The organism is Stenotrophomonas sp. ZAC14D2_NAIMI4_7, assembly GCF_003086675.1.
In the GTDB taxonomy this organism is placed as follows: domain Bacteria; phylum Pseudomonadota; class Gammaproteobacteria; order Xanthomonadales; family Xanthomonadaceae; genus Stenotrophomonas.
In genome coordinates, this window is record NZ_CP025995.1 from 1,354,223 (window position 1) to 1,374,159 (window position 19,937).

Below are 19,937 nucleotides of genomic sequence, written 5' to 3' on the forward strand. Positions count from 1 at the left end.
GAAATGCGAAGGGTTCATGGCGCCGGGCGAGGGGCCCGGCACCACGTCAAATCTGCTTACAACAACGTCTTCAACCGGTACAGCGCTTCCAGCGCCTGCTTCGGGGTCAGCTCGTCCGGATCGATCGCCGCCAGCGCTTCCTGCGCTTTGTTCGATGGCGCGGCGAACAGGCCGAACTGCTGCGGTGCATCCAGCGCCTGCGGGGCCACGGCGGCCGCATGGCTTTCGCCACCGCGCTGTTCCAGTTCGGCCAGGCGGCGCCTTGCCTGCGCCACGGTGGCGCGCGGCAGGCCGGCCAGCGCAGCCACCTGCAGGCCGAAGCTGCGGTTGGCCGGGCCGTCCTTCACCGCGTGCATGAACACCAGGGCTTCGCCGTGCTCGACGGCATCCAGGTGCACGTTGGCGATGCCGCTGCGGCCGCCTTCGTGCTGCTCGTCGGCCAGTGCGGTCAGTTCGAAGTAGTGGGTGGCAAACAGCGTGTAGCAGCGGTTCTGGTAGGCCAGATGGCGCGCCACCGCATCGGCCAGGGCCAAGCCGTCGTAGGTGGACGTGCCACGGCCGATCTCGTCCATCAGCACCAGCGAATGCGCGGTGGCGTGGTGCAGGATGTAGCTGGTCTCGGCCATTTCGACCATGAAGGTCGACTGCCCGCGCGCGAGATCATCGCCGGCGCCGATGCGGGTGAGGATGCGGTCGATCGGGCCGATCAGCGCACGGCTGGCCGGCACGAAGCTTCCGATATGGGCCAGCAGCACGATCAGTGCGTTCTGCCGCATGTAGGTGGATTTACCACCCATGTTCGGGCCGGTGATGACCAGCATGCGACGGTCCGGGTGCAGGTCCAGATCGTTGGGTTCGAAGGGCTGTTCGCGCACCGCTTCCACCACTGGGTGGCGGCCGCGTTCGATCTTCAGGCAGGGCTCGGCCTGCAGCTCCGGGCGCGCCCAGTCCAGCGCCTGCGCGCGTTCGGCGAAGGCGGCCAGCACGTCCAGTTCGCTGAGCGCGGCGGCGCATTGTTTCAGCGGTTCCAGCTGGCTGCCCAGCGTGTCCAGCAGCTGCTCGTACAGGTATTTTTCGCGCGACAGCGAACGATCGCGCGCGGACAGCACCTTGTCCTCGAACGCCTTCAGTTCTTCGGTGATGTAGCGCTCGGCATTGGTGAGCGTCTGCCGGCGGGTGTAGTGCACCGGCGCGCGGTCGGACTGGCCCTTGCTGATTTCGATGTAGTAGCCGTGCACGCGGTTGTAGCCCACCTTGAGGGTGGGAATGCCGCTGCTCTCGCGCTCGCGCAGTTCCAGGTCGACCAGGAACTGGTCGGCGTGGGTGGACAGGCGGCGCAGCTCGTCCAGTTCGGCATCGAAGCCATCGGCCAGCACGCCGCCATCGCTCAGCTTCAGCGGCGGCATTTCGGCGATGGCGCTGGCCAGCAGGTGCGCGCACTCGTCATGCTCGCCCAGCGCGGCGTGCAGGGTCTGCAGGCGCGGCGAATCCAGCGGTGCCAGCACCTCGCGCACGGCCGGCAGCAGGCCCAGACCATCGCGCAGGGTGGAAAAATCACGCGGGCGCGCCGAACGCAGCGCCACGCGGGTAAGAATGCGTTCCAGATCACCCAGGCGGCGGAACTGTTCGCGGATGTCCGCATCGCTGCCGCGGTCGATCAACGTTTCCACCGCATGGTGGCGCTGTACCAGCACATCGCGCAGACGCAGCGGACGGTGCAGCCAGCGGCGCAGCAGGCGGCCGCCCATCGGCGTCACCGTGCTGTCGAGCACGCCCAGCAGTGTGTTGCGGGTGTCGCCGTCCACGCGCGTATCCAGTTCCAGATGGCGGCGGGTGGCGGCATTCATCGCGATCGCCTCACCGGCGGTTTCCATCGCGATCGAGGTCAGGTGCGGCAGGCGCTGCTTCTGGGTTTCTTCGACATAGCCGAGCAGGGCGCCGGCGGCAGCGGTGGCACGCGGCTTGTCGTCGATGCCGAAGCCGCTCAGGTCGTGCAGCTTGAAGAAGGCCAGCAGCTGGCGGCGGCCACTGTCGGCATCGAACAGCCACGGCGCGCGGCGGCGCACACCGGTGCGCTGGCGCAGGAATTCGGGCCAGTTTTCTTCGTCGGGCACCAGCAGTTCGGCCGGCTCCAGCCGGGCCAGTTCGGCTTCCAATGCGTCGTCGGTCTCGACTTCGTTGACCAGGAAGCGGCCACCGGCCAGGTCGGCCCAGGCCAGGCCGTAGCCCTGCTTCGTGCGCGAAAGGGCCATCAGCAGGGTGTCGCGGCGCTCGTCCAGCAGCGCCTCGTCGGTGACGGTGCCGGGGGTGACGATGCGCACCACCTTGCGTTCCACCAGGCCCTTGGCCAGCGCCGGGTCGCCGATCTGTTCGCAGATGGCCACCGATTCGCCCAGCGCCACCAGCCGCGCCAGGTAGCCTTCGTAGGCGTGCACCGGCACACCGGCCATCGGAATGGGCGCACCGCCGGAGCTGCCGCGCTGGGTCAGGGTGATGTCCAGCAGCCGCGCCGCCTTGCGGGCGTCGTCGTAGAACAGTTCGTAGAAGTCGCCCATGCGGAAGAACAGCAGCAGGTCCGGGTAGTCGGACTTGGCTGCGAAGAACTGCTTCATCAGCGGGGTGTGTTCGGCGGACTTGTCTTTGGACATGGGGCTCGTGGATCAGGGGTGTCCGCCGCGGGCAGGCCGCAGGGCGGAGACGGGTACAGGGCTGCCCATGGTAACGGCTAGGGGAGGCTCGGCGCGCCCCCGCCAGGCGCCCTCATTCCATCCGCAGGCTGATGTTCGGATGCCCGGCAAAGATCTCCATCACGATCTCGAAGTAGCTTTCGCCTTCGCCGCGCTGCAGTGCCCGTAATTGTCGCTCGACGGTCGCCGTATTGAACGTGGCCGTGTTGTCGAGCTTGTCCTGCAACCATGCCCAGGTGGTAGCTTCACCCAGCGCGTGGCGCGTGTGGGCGATGTCCTTCCAGACCAGTGTTGCCGTGGCGTGCCCGGCCAGCACCCCGTAGCCGCCGTACAGCAGGTCATCCAGCGCATCCAGGCTTGGCCCCAGCTGCCAGTCTTCGCCCGTCATGAAGACGCGGTTGATCTCGGCGTAGAAGCTGGCGATGTCATGCACGGCACTGCCTTCCAGCACCAGTTCCAGCGGAACGTCGTTGTCCATGCACGGGCCTCTTTTCAAGGTCTCGTCACTGTAGCAACGCAGCGCGGCGTAGATGAACCGCACATGGCCGTTCAGCGCGCAGTGATCTGGATTTCACCTGTGGTTGCCACCGCCCACGAGACACTTGCGCCATACCGCAACACAGGAGACCGCCATGAATACTTCTATCCGCGTACTGCTGCTGGGCAGCCTTCTGGCAGCGTCGTCGGTTGCCGGTGCACAGACCTATGGCCCGCGCGATGAAGGCCGCAAGTTCAACGACGGCAGCCGCGTGGTCTGCAAGAACGTAGAAGTGCAGCGCAATTCGCGTGACCCGAACCGCATTACCGGTACCGCGACCGGTGCGGTGGTGGGTGGCCTGCTGGGTAACCAGGTGGGCGGCGGCAACGGCAAGAAACTGGCCACCGTGGCCGGTGCCGTGGCCGGCGGTGCAGCGGGCCGCCAGATCCAGGGCAACCACCAGAACAAGACCGGCGACCGCGTGGTCGAGCGCCGCTGCGAACGCGTGTACCGATAAACCCTTTGTAGTCCCTTCCACCTGCAGTACCCGAACGCCGGCCTCGTGCCGGCGTTCTTCGTTTGCGCGGGCGTACCACGGGGCCGGGCGGCGCCCTATACTGCGCCAACTTCCAAGGATGAACGCGCTGTGAACGAATCCCCGGTTACTGCGCCGCAGGCCGTGCCCGCACCCACCCACGCCGAGCCGGAAGCGAACACCCGCTTCAGCCGGCTGCGCGAGCGTGCCGATGAACTGGAGCTGTTCATTTCCGGCCTGCTGGCGTTCGCCCTGCTGGCCGTGCCCGGGTACCTGTTCGATGCCTGGGCGCGCAGCAGCCTGCATACCGAAGGCATGTACTTCCAGCTGCTGTGGTTTGCCTTCAGCACGGTGGTGGGCATGTGCTACGTGCTGGCGGTGGCGTTGATCGCGCACCTGACCGTGCGTGGTTACTGGATCGGCCTGGTTGGGCTGAAATCGCATTTTCCCGAAGGCATCGACTGGGCCGCGCTGCAGAAGATGGGGCCGGTGTCGCGTGCGTTCCTGCGCGCGCGCGATGGCGGCCTGGACAGCAGCATCCAGCGCGCCGACCGGCTGGCCACGCTGCTGTTTTCCACCACGCTGATCTGCGTGCAGACCCTGGCCGGCACCCTGGTGCTGGCAATGGTGACCTTGGCCATTGCGATGTTGATCGCGTTCCTGACCGGTGGTTCGGACCAGGTGGCGATGGCGGTGGTGGGCGCCTGCCTGGCAAGCCTGCTGGCGCTGGCGTTTGTGCCGTTCGCGCTGGAAAAAGCCATCGCCCGGCGCCACGCACGTGGCCGCGCCAGCGAGGGGCTGGAACGCGCGCTGCAGCGCTTCTTGGCCGGCATGCAGCGGGTGCCGCTGCTGCGCTTGATGCAGACCATGCAGCTGACCATCCAGAGCAACCTTCGCTCGCGCTCGTTCATGGTGGGCTACCTGCTGGCCATCTGCGTGGCGATGGTGCTGGCGGCTGTGCAGGTGGCCGGTTCGGTGAAATTCTCGCTGTTCAACCGCTACCAGGTGCTGACCGAGCAGGCGGTGGACAGCGGCATGCTGAGCGCGCACTACGAGTCGCTGCGCTCGACGCACGACCAGCTGCTGGCCTACCCGATGATCCCGGCCGATACGATCAGCAGTTCGCGCCTGCGGCTGTTCATTCCGCATCGCCCGCAGCGCGACAATCCGCTGGCACGGCGCTACTGCACTGCCTTGCCCGGGGGCGAGAACAGCGCCGAGGGCGCGCCTGCGGCGCGTGCGGCTGTGGACTGCCTGGCGTTGATCTGGACCGTTACCCTGGACGGCAAGCCGGTAAACCTGGCCGAATTCGTGCCGTTCGAGCGCCGCGATCTGGAAATGCGCGGGCTGGTGGGCTACCTGCCGTTGCAGGGCCTGGCGCCGGGCCGGCATGACCTGCACCTGGTCTGGCACGCGCAGGGCGAACGCACCGGACCCGACCGCCGCCGTGAGTACCGCATTCCGTTCTGGTACACGCCGGAGGAGAGCAAGGACTAGTCGCCGCCGCGCGGCGCTGCGCCGTGCAGGCGCCGGTAGGCCAGCGTGCCGTACAGCAGCAGCAAGCCACCGAGGGTGATCAGTTCGTGGCGCACATCGGCCAGGCTGGCGTCCATCTGGGTCAGGCGCACCATCAGGTTGATGCCCGCAGTGGTGGGCAGCAGCTGCGACAGCCAGACCAGCGGCGTTGGGGTCATCACCGCCGGCCATGACAGGTTGGCCAGGAAGAACAGCGGGATGGAGGTGGCGATGACGTACTGGAACGCGCGTTCGCGGGTGCGGAAGAAGCTGCCGACGAACAGGCCGAAGGCCACCGTGGCGGCGATGAACAACGTGCCGCCGAGCAGTTGCCCCAGCGGGTTGCCGCCACGCGGGTAGTCCTGCACCCAGGCAGTGAAACCGGCGTAGTAGAACAACCCGAACAGGCCGATGAGGCCGAAGCCCAGCGCCATGCCCAGCAGGGTGGCGCGGTCGAAGCGCAGGCGCCGCCCGAGCGCCAGGCGGCGGCCGCCCAGCAGCACGCCGATGCCCATCAGCAGGGTCTGGTGCACGATCAGTTCGGCCACGCCGGGCACGATGGCGCTGCCGTAACCTTCCTGGGTGTTGTACAGCGGCCGCTGCACCAGGGTGACCGGTGGTGCCTGCGGCGCGCCCATGAAGGCTGCCTGGGTGACGGCGGCATCGCGACCGAACGCGCCCAGCGCATCGGCCACGCTGCCCAGCACCCAGCTGGCGCGGCCCAGATAGGCGCCATTGCCGAGCAGCACCAGTTTGGCGGGATGGCCGCGCAGGATGTCGCGCTCCAGGTTCGCCGGTATCAGCACGATGCCTTCGGCGTGGCCGGCTTCCAGTTGCTGGCGTGCGCTTTCGATATCGGCCGGTTGCCCGACCACCCGCGCAACGCGCAGCGCATCCAGCGTGCGCAGCAGTTCGCGGCTGGTGGCGCTGTGGTCTTCGTCCACAACCAGCACCGGCAGGTCGCCGGCCACCTGGTGGCGATACGCGGCCGGGTAGAAGAACGAGTACAGGATGACCGCGCCGACCATCACCACGATGGCGTAGCGGTCCAGCAGCACGGCCATCAGGGTCTGCCGCAGGCTGCGCCACACTTCGTTCATGCGCTTGCCCTGGCCGCTTGCGCGGCCGGTGCGCTGCGGGCGAAGGCGATCAGCCGTGCGCCGCCGATGCCGCCGGCCACCACGATCATCAGCAGCAGCGTGGCCAGTGGCCACAGCGATACCGCCAGCGGCGCGCCGACGAACTGCTGCTGGGTCTGCAGCTTGATGTAGGCGCTGAGCGGCAGCAGCAGGTGCCAGATGCGGGTGAACAGCGGTGCATCGATGACCGGAAACGTGGCGCTGGAAAAGGCCAGTGCAGTGCCGATGCTCAGGCCCACCGCCGACAGTGCGGTGCCCATGTCACGGGTAACGCCGACGAAGAACAGCGCGTAGCTGGCGGTGGCCAGGTAGAACAGCGGCTGTGCCAGCAGCAGCAACACCACGCTGCCGGCGATGCCATCGCCGCGCAGCCAGGCCAGGTAGGCGACACCGGCGGCGCCGTATACGGAGAACAGCAGCACGTAAGGCGCGATCTTGCCCAGCAGCGCCGACCACGGTGTGCGCCCCAGCCAACCGCGCAACGTGCCATCGCGGATCTCGCGGCCCAGGCTGCCGGCCACGGCCAAGGCCAGTACCAGTGACAGCACCGCCGGGAAGATCAGCGGCAGCAGGAACAGTTCGTAGCTGCGCGCCGGGTTGTACAGGATGTCCGACTGCACGGCGATGGGCGCGGCGCGCAGCTTGCCGGGGCCGACCTGCAGGCCGATGCGCTCGCGCAGCAGGCGCGCGCCCCAGGCCGATACCGCATCGCCGATATCGCGCGCGGCCGACTGGCCGGTGGTCATGTAGGTGGCGTTGTAATAGGCGAACACCGTGCCCTGGCGCCCGCGCAGGGCCTGGCGGGTGACATCGCGCGGCACCAGCACCACCGCAAACACCTGCAGGCTGCGCAGCTGCGCCTGTGCTTCGTCCAGGCTGACCGGCTGCGTGGCCACGCGCACGCCGGGGCTGGCATCGAGCATGCGCAGCAGCAGGCGGCTGTCGCTGCTGTGGTCCAGGTCGACCACGGCAATGGGCACATCGCGCATGACCGATGCGGAAAACATCCAGGCCATCACCGCCAGCATCAGCAGTGGCAACAGGGTGACCAGGGCCAGGTCGGCACGATTGCTGCGCAGCGCACGCAGTTCGCGCCGCCATGCAGCGCCGATGCCGGTGCTGTCCGGGTTCAGTCCTGCGGCCATGCGAACAGCACGCTCATGCCGGGCCGGAAGCCTTCGACACGTTGCACCGGACGTACCCGCACCTCGAAGCTGCGCACGTCGTAGCCCGACGATTGGCGCGTGCTGCGCCAGGTGGCGTAGTCGCCGGCCGGATTGATGAAGTACACCTCGAAGGCGGCATCTTTTTCCAGCGCGGGAATCCGGCCCTGCAGGCGGCTGCCGACCTTCAGGCCCTGCATCTGCGATTCACGCAGGTTCATCGACACCCACATGCGATCGATGTCGACCAGGGTGAACACCGGGAAGCCCGCCGGCACCAGTTCGCCCGGGTCGGCCATGCGCTTGTTGATCTCGCCGGCCACGGGGGCGCGGCCCTCCACTTCGGCGCGGGCGGCGTTGACCTCGGCCACCGCGCCCTGTGCCTGTTGTACCTGGCCCTGTGCGGCACGCTTGTCCTGTTCGCGTGCGCCGGCCAGGGCCATGTCGTACTGCGCGCGCGCGGCACGGGCCAGTTCGCGCGAGCTCGTGGCCTGGGCGTGGGCTTCGTCGCGCTTCTGCCGGGTCATCACGCCTTCGTTGAACAGGTTCTGCACGCGGCCGGCGGTGGCCTCGGCCAGGGTGGCACCGGCTTCGGCGCGCTTCCAGTTGGCTTCGGCGGCACGGATGTCTTCGCGGCGCGCGCCTTCGTCGGCCTTGTCGGCCACTGCCTGGGCGGCGGCCAGCGCACCGTGGGCCTGCTGTTCCTTGGCCGCCACTTCCGGGCTGTCCAGCAGGAATACGATCTGCCCGGCCTGCACGCGGTCGCCTTCGCGCACCTTCAGTTCGGCCACACGGGCGGTGATCTTGGCGGCCACGTTCAGCGTGTCCGCGTCGGCCATGCCCTGGATCTGGTCGGCCGGGCTGCGCCAGGCCAGCCACAGGCCCAGCACCACCACCAGCAGCAACACCACCAGCAGGATCACGCCGGTACGGCGCTTGCCCGGCGGTGTTGCCGCGTCATCGTGCAATACATCACTCATGGTCGATCACCTCGTCCGCGCGCCGCCGGTAGTCTTCGAAACGGTCCATCTGGCCACTGATCTCCAACAACTGCGCCAGCGCCACGTCGTACTGGTAGGCCGCCTGCGAGCGCTCGACGCGGGCACCGCCCAGGCCCAGCCGCGCGTCGATCACGTCCAGCGATGTGGCCTGGCCTTCGCGGAACGCCAGTTCCTGCAAACGCAGGTTTTCCTGTGCCTGGGCAATGCTGCTGTCCAGCAGCACGAACTGCTGGCGCGCCGTTTCCAGTTCGTTCCAGGCCTTGCGCACGCCCAGCGCGACCTGGTTCTCGGCTTCGCGCAGGCCGGCCTCGGCCTGCTCCTGCTGCGCACGCGCTGCACCGATCTGCGCCGGCCGCGAGCTGGGCGACAGGAAGGTGTACTTCAGCCCGATGCCGAACGCCCAGTCCGGGTCGGTCAGCATTTCATCGCGGCGGCGGAAGTCGTATTGGCCGAATGCGAAGATCTGCGGTTTCAGCTTTGCCTGCTGCACGCGCACGCCCTGTTCGGCCTGCGCCACCAGCGCACGCAGGCGTGCGATCTGCGGTTGCCGCGCCTGCGCGGTACGTTCGAAGCTGGCCACCGGTTCCAGCGGCGCGCGCTGAACGAACAGCGGCGAAGTGGGGCGAACCTGGCCGCCACTGCGCAACAGCGTGGCCAGCCCGGCCTGCAGCGTGGCGAGGTCGTTCACGCTCTTCTGGTATTCGCGCTCGGCCTTGTCGCGGGCCACGGTGGCCTGCAGGCGCTGGGCCCGCGTGGCGAAGCCTTCGCGTTCCAGCTTCTGTGCATCGGACAGATGGCGGTCCAGGCCGTCGCGCACATCGCGGCGCACGTCCACCGCCTGCTCGGCCAGGCGCTGGCCGAAATAGGCCTGCGCCAGCTGCACGGTGATCGATTGGCGCTGCGCTTCGCGCTCGGCGCTGGCCTGTTCGCTGGCGGCGCTGGCCGCGCGCTGCGCCGCGGGAATCACCCCGCCGGTATACAGCGGCAGTACAGCGGTCACCACCGGGCGGGTGCGCCAGTCGCGTTCGGTGAAGGTCAACGGCGAGTCGATGCCATAGGCCTCGGCCACCGGCGCCAGTGAGCCCAGGGGCAGGGTAAGGGTCTTCTGGAACTGCAGGCGGCGCACTTCGCCGGTGATCTCGGGCAGGCGCAGCAGGCGGGTAGCTTCCTGCAGTTCCTGTTTGTTGCGCACGCCGGCATCGGCGGCAGCCAGCGCGTCGGATACCTGTTCCAGCCGTTGCCGCGCCTGTTCCCAGTCCAGTGCCGGTGGTGCCGCGTTGTCAGGCAGGGACTGCGCGCCGCCGGCTGTGGGCAGCCACAGCGCACAGATCAGCAGGGGCGCGCCTGCACGCTGCAGCCACGGGGTGGGGCGATGCCGATGCACGTGGGTCCGTCATCCGTAAAGTGTCCGGCAAAAATTAGTCGGTATGCCGTGAAGCCGTTGTAGGTGAGGGCGTTCTAATGTCGGGAACTGCAGTACAGTCGCCGCCATGGAACAACGCGCCCGCCACCGTCGACCTGCCTGCCTGATTACTGCGGCCCTGCTGGTGATGGTGCAGCCCTTTGCGCTGGCCCAGGCCGAGCCCACCGGCAAAGATGCGCAGCCGGCCATCGTTGCCGTGCAGGTGCAGGGCGTGGGCCAGTTCGCGCACGGCGCGCGCGTGCCATTGCCGCGCGTGCTGCAGGCGCTGGGGGCGCCGCTGCAACGCGAGGCGTCGCCATACGAATGCGGCAGTGCATACGACGACGGCGATATCCAGCTGCTGAGCTGGGCCGGGCAGGCCTGGGAAAGCGATGGCCAGACCGCAGTGCTGCGCCGCTTCGAACCTGGTCGGGCAGGCGCGCTGCTGCTGTCCAATGGGCAGCGGATCGATCTGCGCAGTACCGGGGCCAGTGTCATGCAGCGGTTGCCGCGCGCGCACGCCAGCGAGGACACCGTGCATGTGACTGCCGATCCGCGCGGACGCTTCGAGGAGCGCTATGACCTGCGCTTCGATGCGCAGGGGCGGTTGTTCCAGGTCGATTACTGGATTGCCTGCTGACACCGCGCGCTGCATGCGCGGGCGGACCTCTCCATTCCATTGGTGCGGTCGTCAGGCACGGTGTTTAACGAGACAATAACGAACCGCCGCGACTCGCCGCGTGGGCCCGTTCGTGGACCCGCCCCCTGTCGCCTTTGTTTTCCGTAGTTTCGCCGCTTCCGGCGCAGGTAGTACGTAATGAAGAATGATCTCCGCCTCCTGCTGTCCCACCTGGGACGCACCTTCCTTTTCGGCTTCATGGTGACTCTGCCACCCTTGCTGGCCTGGCTGGACATCCATTGGCTGGGCGACGCGGTAGGCGAGTGGTCGCTGGTGGAACTGACCCAGGAAGGCTTCCTGGCGGCCAGCGTGCTGGCGTTCGCGCGGCTGGCATGGCGCCGCGCCGAGGACCGGAGCTTTGCGGTGCTGGCCGCCGCCCTGTTCGCCTGCATGTTCCTGCGCGAGATGGACGAGGCGCTGGACCTGATCGCGCACGGGTTCTGGAAGTATCCGGTGACCCTGCTGATCGTCGGTTCGCTGGCCTGGGCCAGCCGTGACTGGCGCGGTGCCGTGGCCGGTCTGGTGCGCTTCCTCACCTCGCGCGCCGGCACGGTGATGACCATCGGCCTGGTGCTGCTGCTGTTCTACTCGCGCCTGATCGGCATGACCTCGTTGTGGACGGGTCTGCTGGGTGACCAGTACATCCGCGTGTTCAAGAACACCATTGAAGAAACCACCGAGCTGCTGGGCTACACCTTCATCCTGGCCGCCAGCCTGGGTTACCTGGCACAGCGCGTACGTGAGCCGCTGGCCCTCCGCGCGCGTTTTGAAAGTACTGCTGCGCCGATGCAGCAGCGCCCGCTTTAAGGCGCATCCACGCGGCACAGCGAGCGTTCGCCCGGGCGCAGTGTCAGCACGCGCACGCCGCTGGCGGTCACCGCCACGGTGTGTTCGAACTGCGCCGACAGTTTGCCGTCGCGCGTGTACACCGGCCATTCGTCAGGCTGCTGACGGATGGACGGCTTGCCCTGGTTGAGCATGGGTTCGATGGTGAACACCATGCCTTCTTCCAGCGCCATGCCGGTGCCGGCGTGGCCGTAGTGCAGGATCTGCGGCTCTTCGTGCATTTCCTGGCCGATGCCGTGGCCGCAATACTCCTTCACCACGCTGTAGCCGTGGCTGCGCGCATGGCGGGCGATGGCGTGGCCGATATCGCCCAGCCGCGCGCCGGGGCGGACTTCGCCGATGCCTTTCCACATGGCCTGGTAGGCCGTGCTGACCAGCCTGCGCGCAGCGTAGTCGACCTCACCCACCAGGTAGGTGGTGCTGGAATCGGCGATGTAGCCGTTTTTCTCCAGGGTGATGTCCAGATTGACGATCTGCCCGTTGCGCAGCACGTCATCGGTACTGGGCACGCCGTGGCAGATCACGTTGTCGATGGAGGTGTTGAGCACGAACGGGAAGCCGTACTGGCCCTTGCTGGCTGGCCGGGCCCCAAGTTCATCGACGATCATGCGTTCGACGAAATCGTTGATCTCCATCGTGCTGCGGCCCAGCAGCGGCAACGCGTCGAGTGCGGCGAACACCTGCGCCAGCAGGCGCCCGGATTCGGCCAGCAGCACGATCTCGTCGGGGCGCTTGATGATGCCCATCGCTCAGGCCTGGCCGGGTGCCAGCAGCGGCGGCTGCACGCCGGCGGCGCGCAGTTCGCTGGCCACGATGTCCTGGAAGCTCAGGGTCGGGTTCAGTTCGCACAACATGCCCACGCGGATCCAGAAGTTGGCCTGGGCGTTGATGGAGCGGCTGGACACGGAGCATGCACGGCGCAGCTGGTCGTGCAGGGTGTCATCGATGTTGACGATGCCCATGGCGGGTTCTCGATAGGGAATATATGAAGCATATATGTTTCATATATTCCCGTTCAAGGTCCGCGTATCGTTGCCGGTGGAGTGCTCGACTCTACGGGGCTGTGCGGTGGAGATTGCCGGGGTCAGCCATCGACGCCGGGAACGCCTTCGGCCAGCGGTACGCGACTTCCATCCAGCAGGCCGCGGCTCAGCGTGCCGTTTTCGATGAACAGCAGTTCGCCGTTCTCGCCGTTCTTGATGCTGCTGTCGATGGCGATCACCCGGCCGCCGTGGAAGGTGCTTACGTGCGGCATGGAGGTGTGGCCCACCACGATGCGCTTCAGCTGCAGGCGGTCCAGCACGGCCTGCACGCCCGACGCATCCAGGCGCCCGTCGAAATAGCCGCGGTACCAGATCGGGCTGGTCTTGCCGTCGTACAGCGGGGCGGTGGCCGGATTGGCCTTTACCTCTGCCTTGGGCGTGCCCAGCGAGGCCTGGTAGGCGCGGTTGGTGGCGGCCGGGTCCAGCGCCAGTTCCACCGCATCCGGCGAAATGCCACCGTGCAGGAACAGGGTATCGCCGATCTTCAGCAGCACCGGCCGCGTGCGCAGCCACTGCCCGATCACCGAATCGGCGCCGTACAACTGCGGGTAGCTGCGGCCGAGCAGTTGCGCGCTGCGCAGGTACTTGGCGTTGACGTAGCGCAGGTCGTCATAGAGCACCATCGTTTCGTGGTTGCCCAGCACGAAGTGCACCGCGCCCCCTGCGGCCGCGGCCTGCTGCTGCAGGCCGTACAGCAGCCAGAATGCCTCGGTGACCTGCGGGCCGCGGTCGAACACATCGCCGGCAATCACCAGGGTGTCGGTGCCCAGCGCCCAGCGGTCCTGCGCATCGATCACCTTGTTGGCGCGCAGCAGGCGCACCAGCAGGCCGTACTGGCCATGGATATCGGACAGGGCAACGATGCGCGGCGCGGCCGGCAGCACCGAGACCGACGGTGCCGACGGCGCTGCCACGTGCACGCTGTGGGCGTAGCCGCACTGCGGACTGAAATCGGTGCCGCTGGCAGCGGCGGGCAGGGTGCGCATCTGCACCTGGTCGCCACAGATCCACTGCGCGTGCAGCTGCTCGCCCACGCGGAACACGTAGGGGCCATCGGCATCGACGTGCTCGGACGGTGTGGCCACCTCGCGGGCCTGCAGCAGCGGCGTGCCCAGCAGCAGGGCCAGTGGCAGCAGCAGGCGGGCAGGGCGGGACAGGGCACGGTGCAGCATGGGGTGTTTCCTTGGCGGGCAAAAAAAAGGCGGACCCGAAGGCCCGCCCCTGATGCTACGCCGTTGCTCAGAACTTCGCGCGCAGGTTGAACAGCACGCGGCGCGGTTCACCCCAATAGCCGGCGTTGAAGAAGCCGACGTTGCGGTAGTAGACCTTGTCGAACAGGTTGGTGACGGTCACGCCCACGCTCAGGTTGTCGTTGATGCGGTAGCGGCCCATCAGGTCGAACAGCACGTAGCCACCCTGGCTCATCTTGCCGGTGGCCGTGACCGGCGCACCGCTGGCGGTGAAGCGGCCGGTGGGGATGGGCTGCATCTGGTAGATCTCGCTCTGCACGCTGACACCGCCGCCCAGCGTCCACTGGCCATGGGTCCAGGTGGTGTTGAAGCGGGCCAGGTGCATCGGGCTGGTGCTGGCGAAGCGGCTGCCATCGGGGTTGCTGCTGTAGCTGTAGGTGTAGCCGCCGGTCATGCTCCAGTGGTCGTTGATCGAACCGGAGACTTCGAATTCACCGCCCTGGGTGGTGATGCCACGGCTGGCGATGTACGGCGAACTGCCGTCGGGCAGTTTGATCTCGCCGCCGTTCGGGTCCAGCTCGGCCACGTTGTCCTGCTTCATGTAGAAGCCGTTCAACGCCGCGTACAGGCGGCCGCCGAAGAAGTCGGCCTTCAGGCCGTACTCGTAATTGCCACCGGTGGTGGGGTCCAGCAGCTGGTTGTTGATGTCGCGGCGCGCGGTGGCCTGGAACACGTCCGAATAGCTGGCAAAGGCGGTGATGCTGCTGCCCAGGTCGTACAGCACGCCCACGTACGGGGTCAGCTCATGGGCGGTGGTGCGCGCGCTGCGGCTGGTGAACACACCGTCGGTGTTGTAGTTGTCGGTGGTGGTGCGGTAATCGGAATAGCGCGCGCCGGCGATGATCTTCAGCGGGTCGATCGGGTTCAGGCGCACAGCGGCGTAGTAGCCGGTCTCGGTGGTGTTCACCGTGCTGGACGGAATGCCGTAGTTGTAGGTGGTCGGCTTGCCGATGTTGCCGTCCCAGCTGAAGATGCTGGGGAAGGCGGCCACGTTGTACGGGCGCGAGGTGATGCCGGCGCGGATGGTGTCCAGGTCACGGTCGTAGTGGTTGATGCCCACCACCAGTTCGTGCGAACGGCCGAACAGCTGGAACGGACCGGACGCGTACAGGTCGAAGGCATCTTCGCGGGTTTCCGACACCGAATAGGTATCGGCAATGCGCAGGCCCAGGCCGGTCACTGCATCGGCCCAGTTGCCGGTGTTGGAACCGGCCAGCAGCAGCGAATCGGTATCGGTGGCGCGGTGGTTGTAGGCCAGGCGGCCACTCCAGCCGGCGCCGAACTGCTGTTCCAGGGTGGCGAAGTAGTTGGTGCTTTCGCGGTTCCATTCGTTCCAGCGCGCGGCGGCGCTGTAGGAGCGCGGCATGTGCGCGCGGCTGCCATCACGGAAGTACAGCGGCGAGGCGCTCCAGGCGCCACCGTCGGAACCGGTCTTCAGGTAATCGATGCCCGCGCGCAGGCGGGTGCTGTCGGTCAGGTCCGCTTCGATCACCCCGTACAGGCTGGGCGACTTGTCATGCTGGAAACGCACCCAGCTTTCCTTGTCGGTGTACGCGCCGACGAAGCGCCCGCGCACGCGGCCACTCTTGCTGAGCGGGCCGGACACATCCACTTCGGCGCGCTTGTAATCCCACGAACCGGCGCTGAGGCTGGTGCTGGCCTGGAAGGTTTCGGTCGGGCGCTTGCGCACCATGTTCACCGTGGCCGACGGGTTGCCCGAGCCGGTGACCAGGCCGCTGGCGCCGCGCACCACTTCAATGCGCTCGTAGATGGAGGTGTCGCTGAGGATCGAGTTGCCGCCGGCGCCGGTGGTGTAGTTGGTGGGAATGCCATCGAACATGAAGTTGTTGATGGCAAAGCCACGCGCGTTGAACAGCGTGCGGTTGCTGTCATACGACTGGATGGTCACGCCCGGCGTCTGCTGCAGCACTTCGGAAATCGTGATGAGGTTGAAATCCTCGATGCGCTGGCGGGTGAACACGGTCAGCGACTGCGGCGTCTCGCGCAGGGTCAGCGGCAGCTTGGTGGCGGTGTTGGTGCCATAGACCTGGTAGCCCTCGGTGCGCTGGGTCACCATCACCCGGTCCAGTTCGGTGGTGGTCGGCGCGGTGTCCTGGGCGAATGCCGGCACGGCGGCACAGGCGAGTGACAAGGCGAGGGCGTTCCGGCGCAGGGCGCCAGAGTGCGTGTGCTTCATGGAATGACCTTTCTAGTTCAGGAACGGGAAGACGGGCGTGGCGCCGGCTTGGCCGGGCTGCGGAAACTGAGCCAGAGCACCATGGCGCCGGCGCCGGCGGCGAGCACGCCACACCAGCCCACGAACCCTTGGGCAACGCCCCAGGCCGCGATGCTGGGTGCCAGGCTGGCCGCCAGCGCGGCCGCGCCCAGCAGGCGCAGCACGCGGCGGCGCGGCGCGGCCGGCGCATGGCCGGTGATGTCGCGATGGTGGCGTTCCATCGCCAGCGCCAGGCAGACGAAGCCGAAGGCCGCCAGCAGCAGGGCGAGCGCGCTCATGCGCTGGCCTCGGCCGCCGGGGCCGCACGTGCGGCGCGTGGCTTGCGTTGTGCCGGCACGAAACGATGCACCTTGCGCGCGGCCCACAACAGGCTGGCGCCGATCAGCAGCAGGCCGATGTCGATGCCGGCCCGGGCGCCATCACCGTTGGCCAGCGCAGTGATCGCGCCACCCTGCCAGACCACCAGGTTGTACAGCGGCAGGCCCAGCGCCAATACGCCGGCCACGGCCAGTTGCTCCACCCAGCCGCGTCGGGCCGGGCGCAGCAGCGCGTGCAGCAGGCAGGCCGCCCATGCGTAGAAGAACACCTTCACTTCGGCATCGCTGCGGTTGGCCAGTTCCACCGGCAGCAGGCGGTTGCCCCACAGGAAGGCCAGCATGGCCACCGGCAGGCCACTGACGAAGCCGATGTTCAGCCGTTCAACAATACGGAAACCCAGGTGCGGACGCGCAGGATCGGGCAACTGGGTGCGACGCTTCACCGTCCACAGCACCAGCCCGGTGGCGACCATCAGCGTGCCGGCCACGCCGGACAGGAAGAACAGCCAGCGCATCGTGGTGGGTGCGAAACGTGCCGCGTGCAGGCCGATCATGCCGTCGCGGGTGACCACGGCGGCCGAGCGCGGCGGGGCAGCATCCAGCAGTTCGCCGCGCGCGTCGAAGATGAGCGTGTCGTTGGCCCCGGCAATCTGGTCGGCCTGCTGGCGGCGCACGGCAATGCGCATGGATGCATCACCGGGCTGGTCGATCTGCAGCGACGCCGCGTGGCCACCGCCCCACTGCAGTTCCGCACGGCGCAGCACCTGGGCCAGCGCGGGCGGCACAGCGGCCACGCCACTGGGCTCGACCTTTTCCGCACGCGGGAACAGTTCGGCGAAGAACGCATCGCGGCCACCGGGGTAGTTCGCATCCACCGCCCACGGCATGTACAGAGTCATCAGGGTGATCAGACCGGTGTAGGTGATCATCAGATGGAACGGCAGCGACAGCACCGCCAGCGCGTTATGGCCGTCCAGCCAGGTGCGTTGGCCCTTGCCACGGCGGAAGGTGAAGAAGTCGGCGAAGATCTTCTTGTGGGTGATGACACCGCTGATGATCGCCACCAGCATCAGCATGGAACAGGCACTGATGAACCAGCGCGCCCACAGCACCGGCACGTAGTGCAGATCGAAATGCAGGCGGTAGAAGAAGTTGCCGCCGCGTGTTTCGCGCACCTGCACGGGCGTGCCGTTGGCATCCAGAGTGGCCTGGTTGGGATTGCGCTGGCCGCGCCGGCGTTCCTTCTCGCCCTTGGGCTGCCAACTGACCGCGGTGGCGCTGCTGCGCGAATCGGGCAGTTCGATGCTCCAGCGCTGCGCGTCCGGTGCCGTGCGCGCCAGGAACTGCTGGGCCTGGTCCACGGCGGTGCTGGCATCGGCGGGCAGGCCGATTTCCGGCTGCATCCAGCGGGTCAGTTCTTCCTTCCAGTACGAGGCGGTACCGGCAATGAAGATCAGGAACAGCACCCAGCCGACCACCAGGCCCGACCAGGTGTGCAGCACCGATTGCGATTGGCGGATGCCGCCCAGGTTGCCGGCGCTGCTCATGCGATGTTCCCGCGCAGCAGCCAGGCGATAAACGCAGCGAGAGCGCCCGCGCCCAGCAGACCCACGGCGGCACGCAGGGTACTGCGCGCGGCGTAGGCCCAGATGGCGGCCAGTGCGTAGACCACGAACGCGGCCATGGTGGCCACCAGGGTGGCATCGGCCTTGGCACCGGGCAGCAGACGCGCCAGTGCGGCGGCCCAGCAGGCGGCCACGGCGTAACCGCCCAGCAGCGCCAGCAGCCCGCGTGCCCACAGCAGGCCATGACCATTACCGCGCGCCACGCGCTTGGCCGGCGCAGCGCCGGCGGCAGAAGGAGAGGTAGGAGCGGCCATCGCCGATGTCAATGAGAACCGTATGCAATTGCAATTGAATGCTATTTGACACCGGTGACCCTGTCGAGCCCCCCATTCGGGGGATGCCACTGTTTACAGCTTGCGCACCACGGTGGCGTGCGCAGGCAGCGGTTGGCCGGTGTGATCCCGCGGTTGCATGTAGGGCAGGGCGTGGCCGTTGCCGCGCTCGGTCAGCAGCGAATGCGCTTCGCCGGCCGCGAAGCAGTGCCGTTCGCCCCACTGGCGCAGGGCCACCAGCACCGGAAACAGGTCCTGGCCTGCAGCCGTCAGCACATAGTCGTGATACGCGCTGCCATCGGCGGCGGGCTGCTGCTGCAGCAGGCCAGCGTCGAGCAGGCGCCGCAGGCGGTCGCTGAGGATGTTGCGGGCCGCCCCCAGACTCCGCTGGAAGTCGCTGAAACGGGCCACGCCGTCGAAGGCATCGCGCAGGATCAGCAGGGCCCAGCGGTCGCCGAGCAGATCGACGGTGCGGGCAACGGGGCAGGGGCTGTCAGCGTGCATGGGCGGCTCCGTAATCTGGTTGCAGTTTAAAACCAGAATCGCTACCGTGCATCTGGTTGCAAATTGAAACCACTAGCATGCATTCCGCTCCTTCTTCCTCGCTGCGGGGGCTGCTGGCCCTCGCCGCTGGCGCCAGCGTGGCCAATGTCTATTACGCGCAGCCCTTGCTGGCGGAGCTGGCGCAGGCCTTCGCACTGGCGCCTGCGCTGGCCGGGTGGGTGGTGGCGGCCACCCAGGTCGGCAGCGTGCTGGCCCTGCTGGTGCTGCTGCCGTTGGCCGATCGGCTCGATCGCCGGCGATTGCTTCGACTGCAGATGGGCGCGCTGGTGCTGGCGCTGCTGGGTCTGGCAGCGGCGAACAGCTCCATAGGGCTGCTGCTGGGCATGGTGCTGGTGGGGCTGCTGGGTACGGCGCTGACCCAGGGGCTGATTGCCTGCACCGCCAGTCTGGCCGCCGGGCACGAACGGGGGCGTGCGGTGGGCGTGGTGCAGGGCGGGGTGTTCATCGGCCTGTTGCTGGCGCGCGTGGTGTCGGGTGCCGTGGCCACGGTGGCTGGTTGGCGCGCGGTGTATCTGCTGTCGGCGGTGTTGGTGGCGACGGTGGGGCTGCTGCTGTGGCGGCGGCTTCCGGCCATGCCAGCACCGGCGGTGCTGCCGTCCGTACGTGCGTTGTATGCCGGCATGCTCGCCATGCTGCGCGGCAACCCGGCGCTGCGCGAACGCGGTCCGCTGGCGCTGCTGTTGTTTGCGGGGCTGAACGTGTTCTGGGCCGCGGTGCCGCTGCCGTTGTCGGCCCCAGCGCTGGGTTGGTCCACCGCCGCCATCGGTGCGCTGGGTCTGGCCGGTGCATTCGGTGCCGTGCTGGCCGCGCGCGTGGGCCAGTGGATGGACCTTGGCTTCGCCCATCGCGTGAGCCTGGCGGCGTTGCTGCTGATGCTGCTGGCGTGGTGGCCGCTGCTGGGCCTGCCGCAGTCGGTGGCATTGCTGCTACTGGGCGTGGTGGTGCTGGATCTGGGTGGCCAGGCCCTGCACGTGTCCAACCAGGCACTGCTGCTGCGCGCGCCGCCACAGCAGCATGGGCGCCTAGTGGCGCTGTACATGCTGTTTTATGCGCTGGGCAGCGGCGTGGGCGGGGCGCTGGGCCCTTGGTTGCAGATGCGCTGGGGCTGGGCCGCCGTGTGTGCGGCGGGCGCGGCCATTGCCCTGCTGGCGCTGGGCTGGTGGGCGTTCTGGCGCCGCGTCTGAT

The 19,937-nt window shown here is 67.8% G+C and carries 19 protein-coding genes; 5 read left to right on the forward strand and 14 right to left on the reverse strand.

Annotation, left to right across the window (positions count from 1 at the left end; all coding sequences use genetic code 11):
- Positions 1-56: 56 nt before the first annotated feature.
- Both mutS and C1922_RS06315 read right to left on the reverse strand, forming a co-directional pair.
- Positions 57-2,648: a DNA mismatch repair protein MutS gene (mutS, locus tag C1922_RS06310; RefSeq protein WP_108748984.1), complete on the reverse strand. Its 2,592-nt coding sequence runs from the start codon at positions 2,646-2,648 to the stop codon at positions 57-59.
- 112 nt (positions 2,649-2,760) lie between these two features.
- Complete coding sequence (locus tag C1922_RS06315; RefSeq protein ID WP_108748985.1) at positions 2,761-3,165, reverse strand: barstar family protein; 405 nt, start codon at positions 3,163-3,165, stop codon at positions 2,761-2,763.
- Between the two features lie 154 nt (positions 3,166-3,319).
- Between C1922_RS06315 and C1922_RS06320 the strand changes: the two genes are divergently transcribed.
- A complete protein-coding gene (locus C1922_RS06320) occupies positions 3,320-3,682 on the forward strand; it encodes a glycine zipper 2TM domain-containing protein (protein ID WP_108748986.1) in 363 nt (120 codons plus the stop codon).
- Between the two features lie 129 nt (positions 3,683-3,811).
- Positions 3,812-5,197, forward strand: a complete 1,386-nt coding sequence (locus tag C1922_RS06325) for a hypothetical protein (protein WP_108748987.1) — start codon at positions 3,812-3,814, stop codon at positions 5,195-5,197.
- On the opposite strand, the gene C1922_RS06330 is transcribed toward C1922_RS06325, so the two are convergent.
- Genes C1922_RS06330 through C1922_RS06345 form a run of 4 tightly spaced genes read right to left on the reverse strand, consistent with a single transcriptional unit; the run spans position 5,194 to position 9,839 of the window.
- Positions 5,194-6,315 (reverse strand): ABC transporter permease, encoded by a 1,122-nt coding sequence (locus C1922_RS06330; protein ID WP_108748988.1) that lies wholly within the window; start codon positions 6,313-6,315, stop codon positions 5,194-5,196. The genes C1922_RS06325 and C1922_RS06330 overlap by 4 nt on opposite strands.
- Positions 6,312-7,499: an ABC transporter permease gene (locus tag C1922_RS06335; RefSeq protein WP_108748989.1), complete on the reverse strand. Its 1,188-nt coding sequence runs from the start codon at positions 7,497-7,499 to the stop codon at positions 6,312-6,314. The genes C1922_RS06330 and C1922_RS06335 overlap by 4 nt, the downstream gene beginning before the upstream one ends.
- Positions 7,484-8,497 (reverse strand): efflux RND transporter periplasmic adaptor subunit, encoded by a 1,014-nt coding sequence (locus C1922_RS06340; RefSeq protein ID WP_108748990.1) that lies wholly within the window; start codon positions 8,495-8,497, stop codon positions 7,484-7,486. Before C1922_RS06340 ends, C1922_RS06335 begins: the two co-directional genes overlap by 16 nt.
- On the reverse strand, positions 8,490-9,839 hold the full coding sequence (locus C1922_RS06345; RefSeq protein ID WP_234413505.1) for a TolC family protein: 1,350 nt from the start codon (positions 9,837-9,839) through the stop codon (positions 8,490-8,492). The genes C1922_RS06340 and C1922_RS06345 overlap by 8 nt, the downstream gene beginning before the upstream one ends.
- A gap of 169 nt (positions 9,840-10,008) precedes the next feature.
- Between C1922_RS06345 and C1922_RS06350 the strand changes: the two genes are divergently transcribed.
- Both C1922_RS06350 and C1922_RS06355 read left to right on the forward strand, forming a co-directional pair.
- Complete coding sequence (locus C1922_RS06350; RefSeq protein ID WP_108748991.1) at positions 10,009-10,560, forward strand: hypothetical protein; 552 nt, start codon at positions 10,009-10,011, stop codon at positions 10,558-10,560.
- Between the two features lie 177 nt (positions 10,561-10,737).
- Entirely contained in the window at positions 10,738-11,406 is a 669-nt protein-coding gene (locus tag C1922_RS06355; RefSeq protein ID WP_108748992.1) for a hypothetical protein, read from the forward strand.
- Here C1922_RS06355 and map read toward each other — a convergent pair.
- The 8 genes from map to C1922_RS06395 all read right to left on the reverse strand — a co-directional run bounded on the left by map (position 11,403) and on the right by C1922_RS06395 (position 18,692).
- Entirely contained in the window at positions 11,403-12,185 is a 783-nt protein-coding gene (gene map / locus C1922_RS06360) for a type I methionyl aminopeptidase (protein WP_199912253.1), read from the reverse strand. The two genes, C1922_RS06355 and map, sit on opposite strands and share 4 nt — an antisense overlap.
- Positions 12,186-12,194: 9 nt before the next feature.
- Positions 12,195-12,407, reverse strand: a complete 213-nt coding sequence (locus tag C1922_RS06365) for a ParD-like family protein (RefSeq protein ID WP_108748994.1) — start codon at positions 12,405-12,407, stop codon at positions 12,195-12,197.
- Positions 12,408-12,529: 122 nt separating this feature from the next.
- Positions 12,530-13,660, reverse strand: coding sequence for a metallophosphoesterase (locus C1922_RS06370; protein ID WP_108748995.1), 1,131 nt, complete (start codon positions 13,658-13,660; stop codon positions 12,530-12,532).
- 67 nt (positions 13,661-13,727) lie between these two features.
- Positions 13,728-15,935, reverse strand: coding sequence for a TonB-dependent siderophore receptor (locus C1922_RS06375; protein ID WP_108748996.1), 2,208 nt, complete (start codon positions 15,933-15,935; stop codon positions 13,728-13,730).
- A 17-nt stretch (positions 15,936-15,952) separates the two neighbouring features.
- Positions 15,953-16,252, reverse strand: coding sequence for a DUF3325 domain-containing protein (locus C1922_RS06380; RefSeq protein WP_108748997.1), 300 nt, complete (start codon positions 16,250-16,252; stop codon positions 15,953-15,955).
- Positions 16,249-17,838: a PepSY-associated TM helix domain-containing protein gene (locus C1922_RS06385; RefSeq protein WP_108748998.1), complete on the reverse strand. Its 1,590-nt coding sequence runs from the start codon at positions 17,836-17,838 to the stop codon at positions 16,249-16,251. Before C1922_RS06385 ends, C1922_RS06380 begins: the two co-directional genes overlap by 4 nt.
- On the reverse strand, positions 17,835-18,170 hold the full coding sequence (locus C1922_RS06390) for a DUF3649 domain-containing protein (RefSeq protein WP_199912235.1): 336 nt from the start codon (positions 18,168-18,170) through the stop codon (positions 17,835-17,837). The genes C1922_RS06385 and C1922_RS06390 overlap by 4 nt, the downstream gene beginning before the upstream one ends.
- A 93-nt stretch (positions 18,171-18,263) precedes the next feature.
- Positions 18,264-18,692: a helix-turn-helix domain-containing protein gene (locus C1922_RS06395; RefSeq protein ID WP_108748999.1), complete on the reverse strand. Its 429-nt coding sequence runs from the start codon at positions 18,690-18,692 to the stop codon at positions 18,264-18,266.
- Between the two features lie 77 nt (positions 18,693-18,769).
- Here C1922_RS06395 and C1922_RS06400 point away from each other — a divergent pair, with 77 nt between their 5' ends.
- The gene (locus C1922_RS06400) at positions 18,770-19,936 is read left to right on the forward strand and encodes an MFS transporter (protein WP_108749000.1); all 1,167 of its coding nucleotides are present in this window, start codon (positions 18,770-18,772) and stop codon (positions 19,934-19,936) included.
- Position 19,937 lies beyond the last annotated feature (1 nt).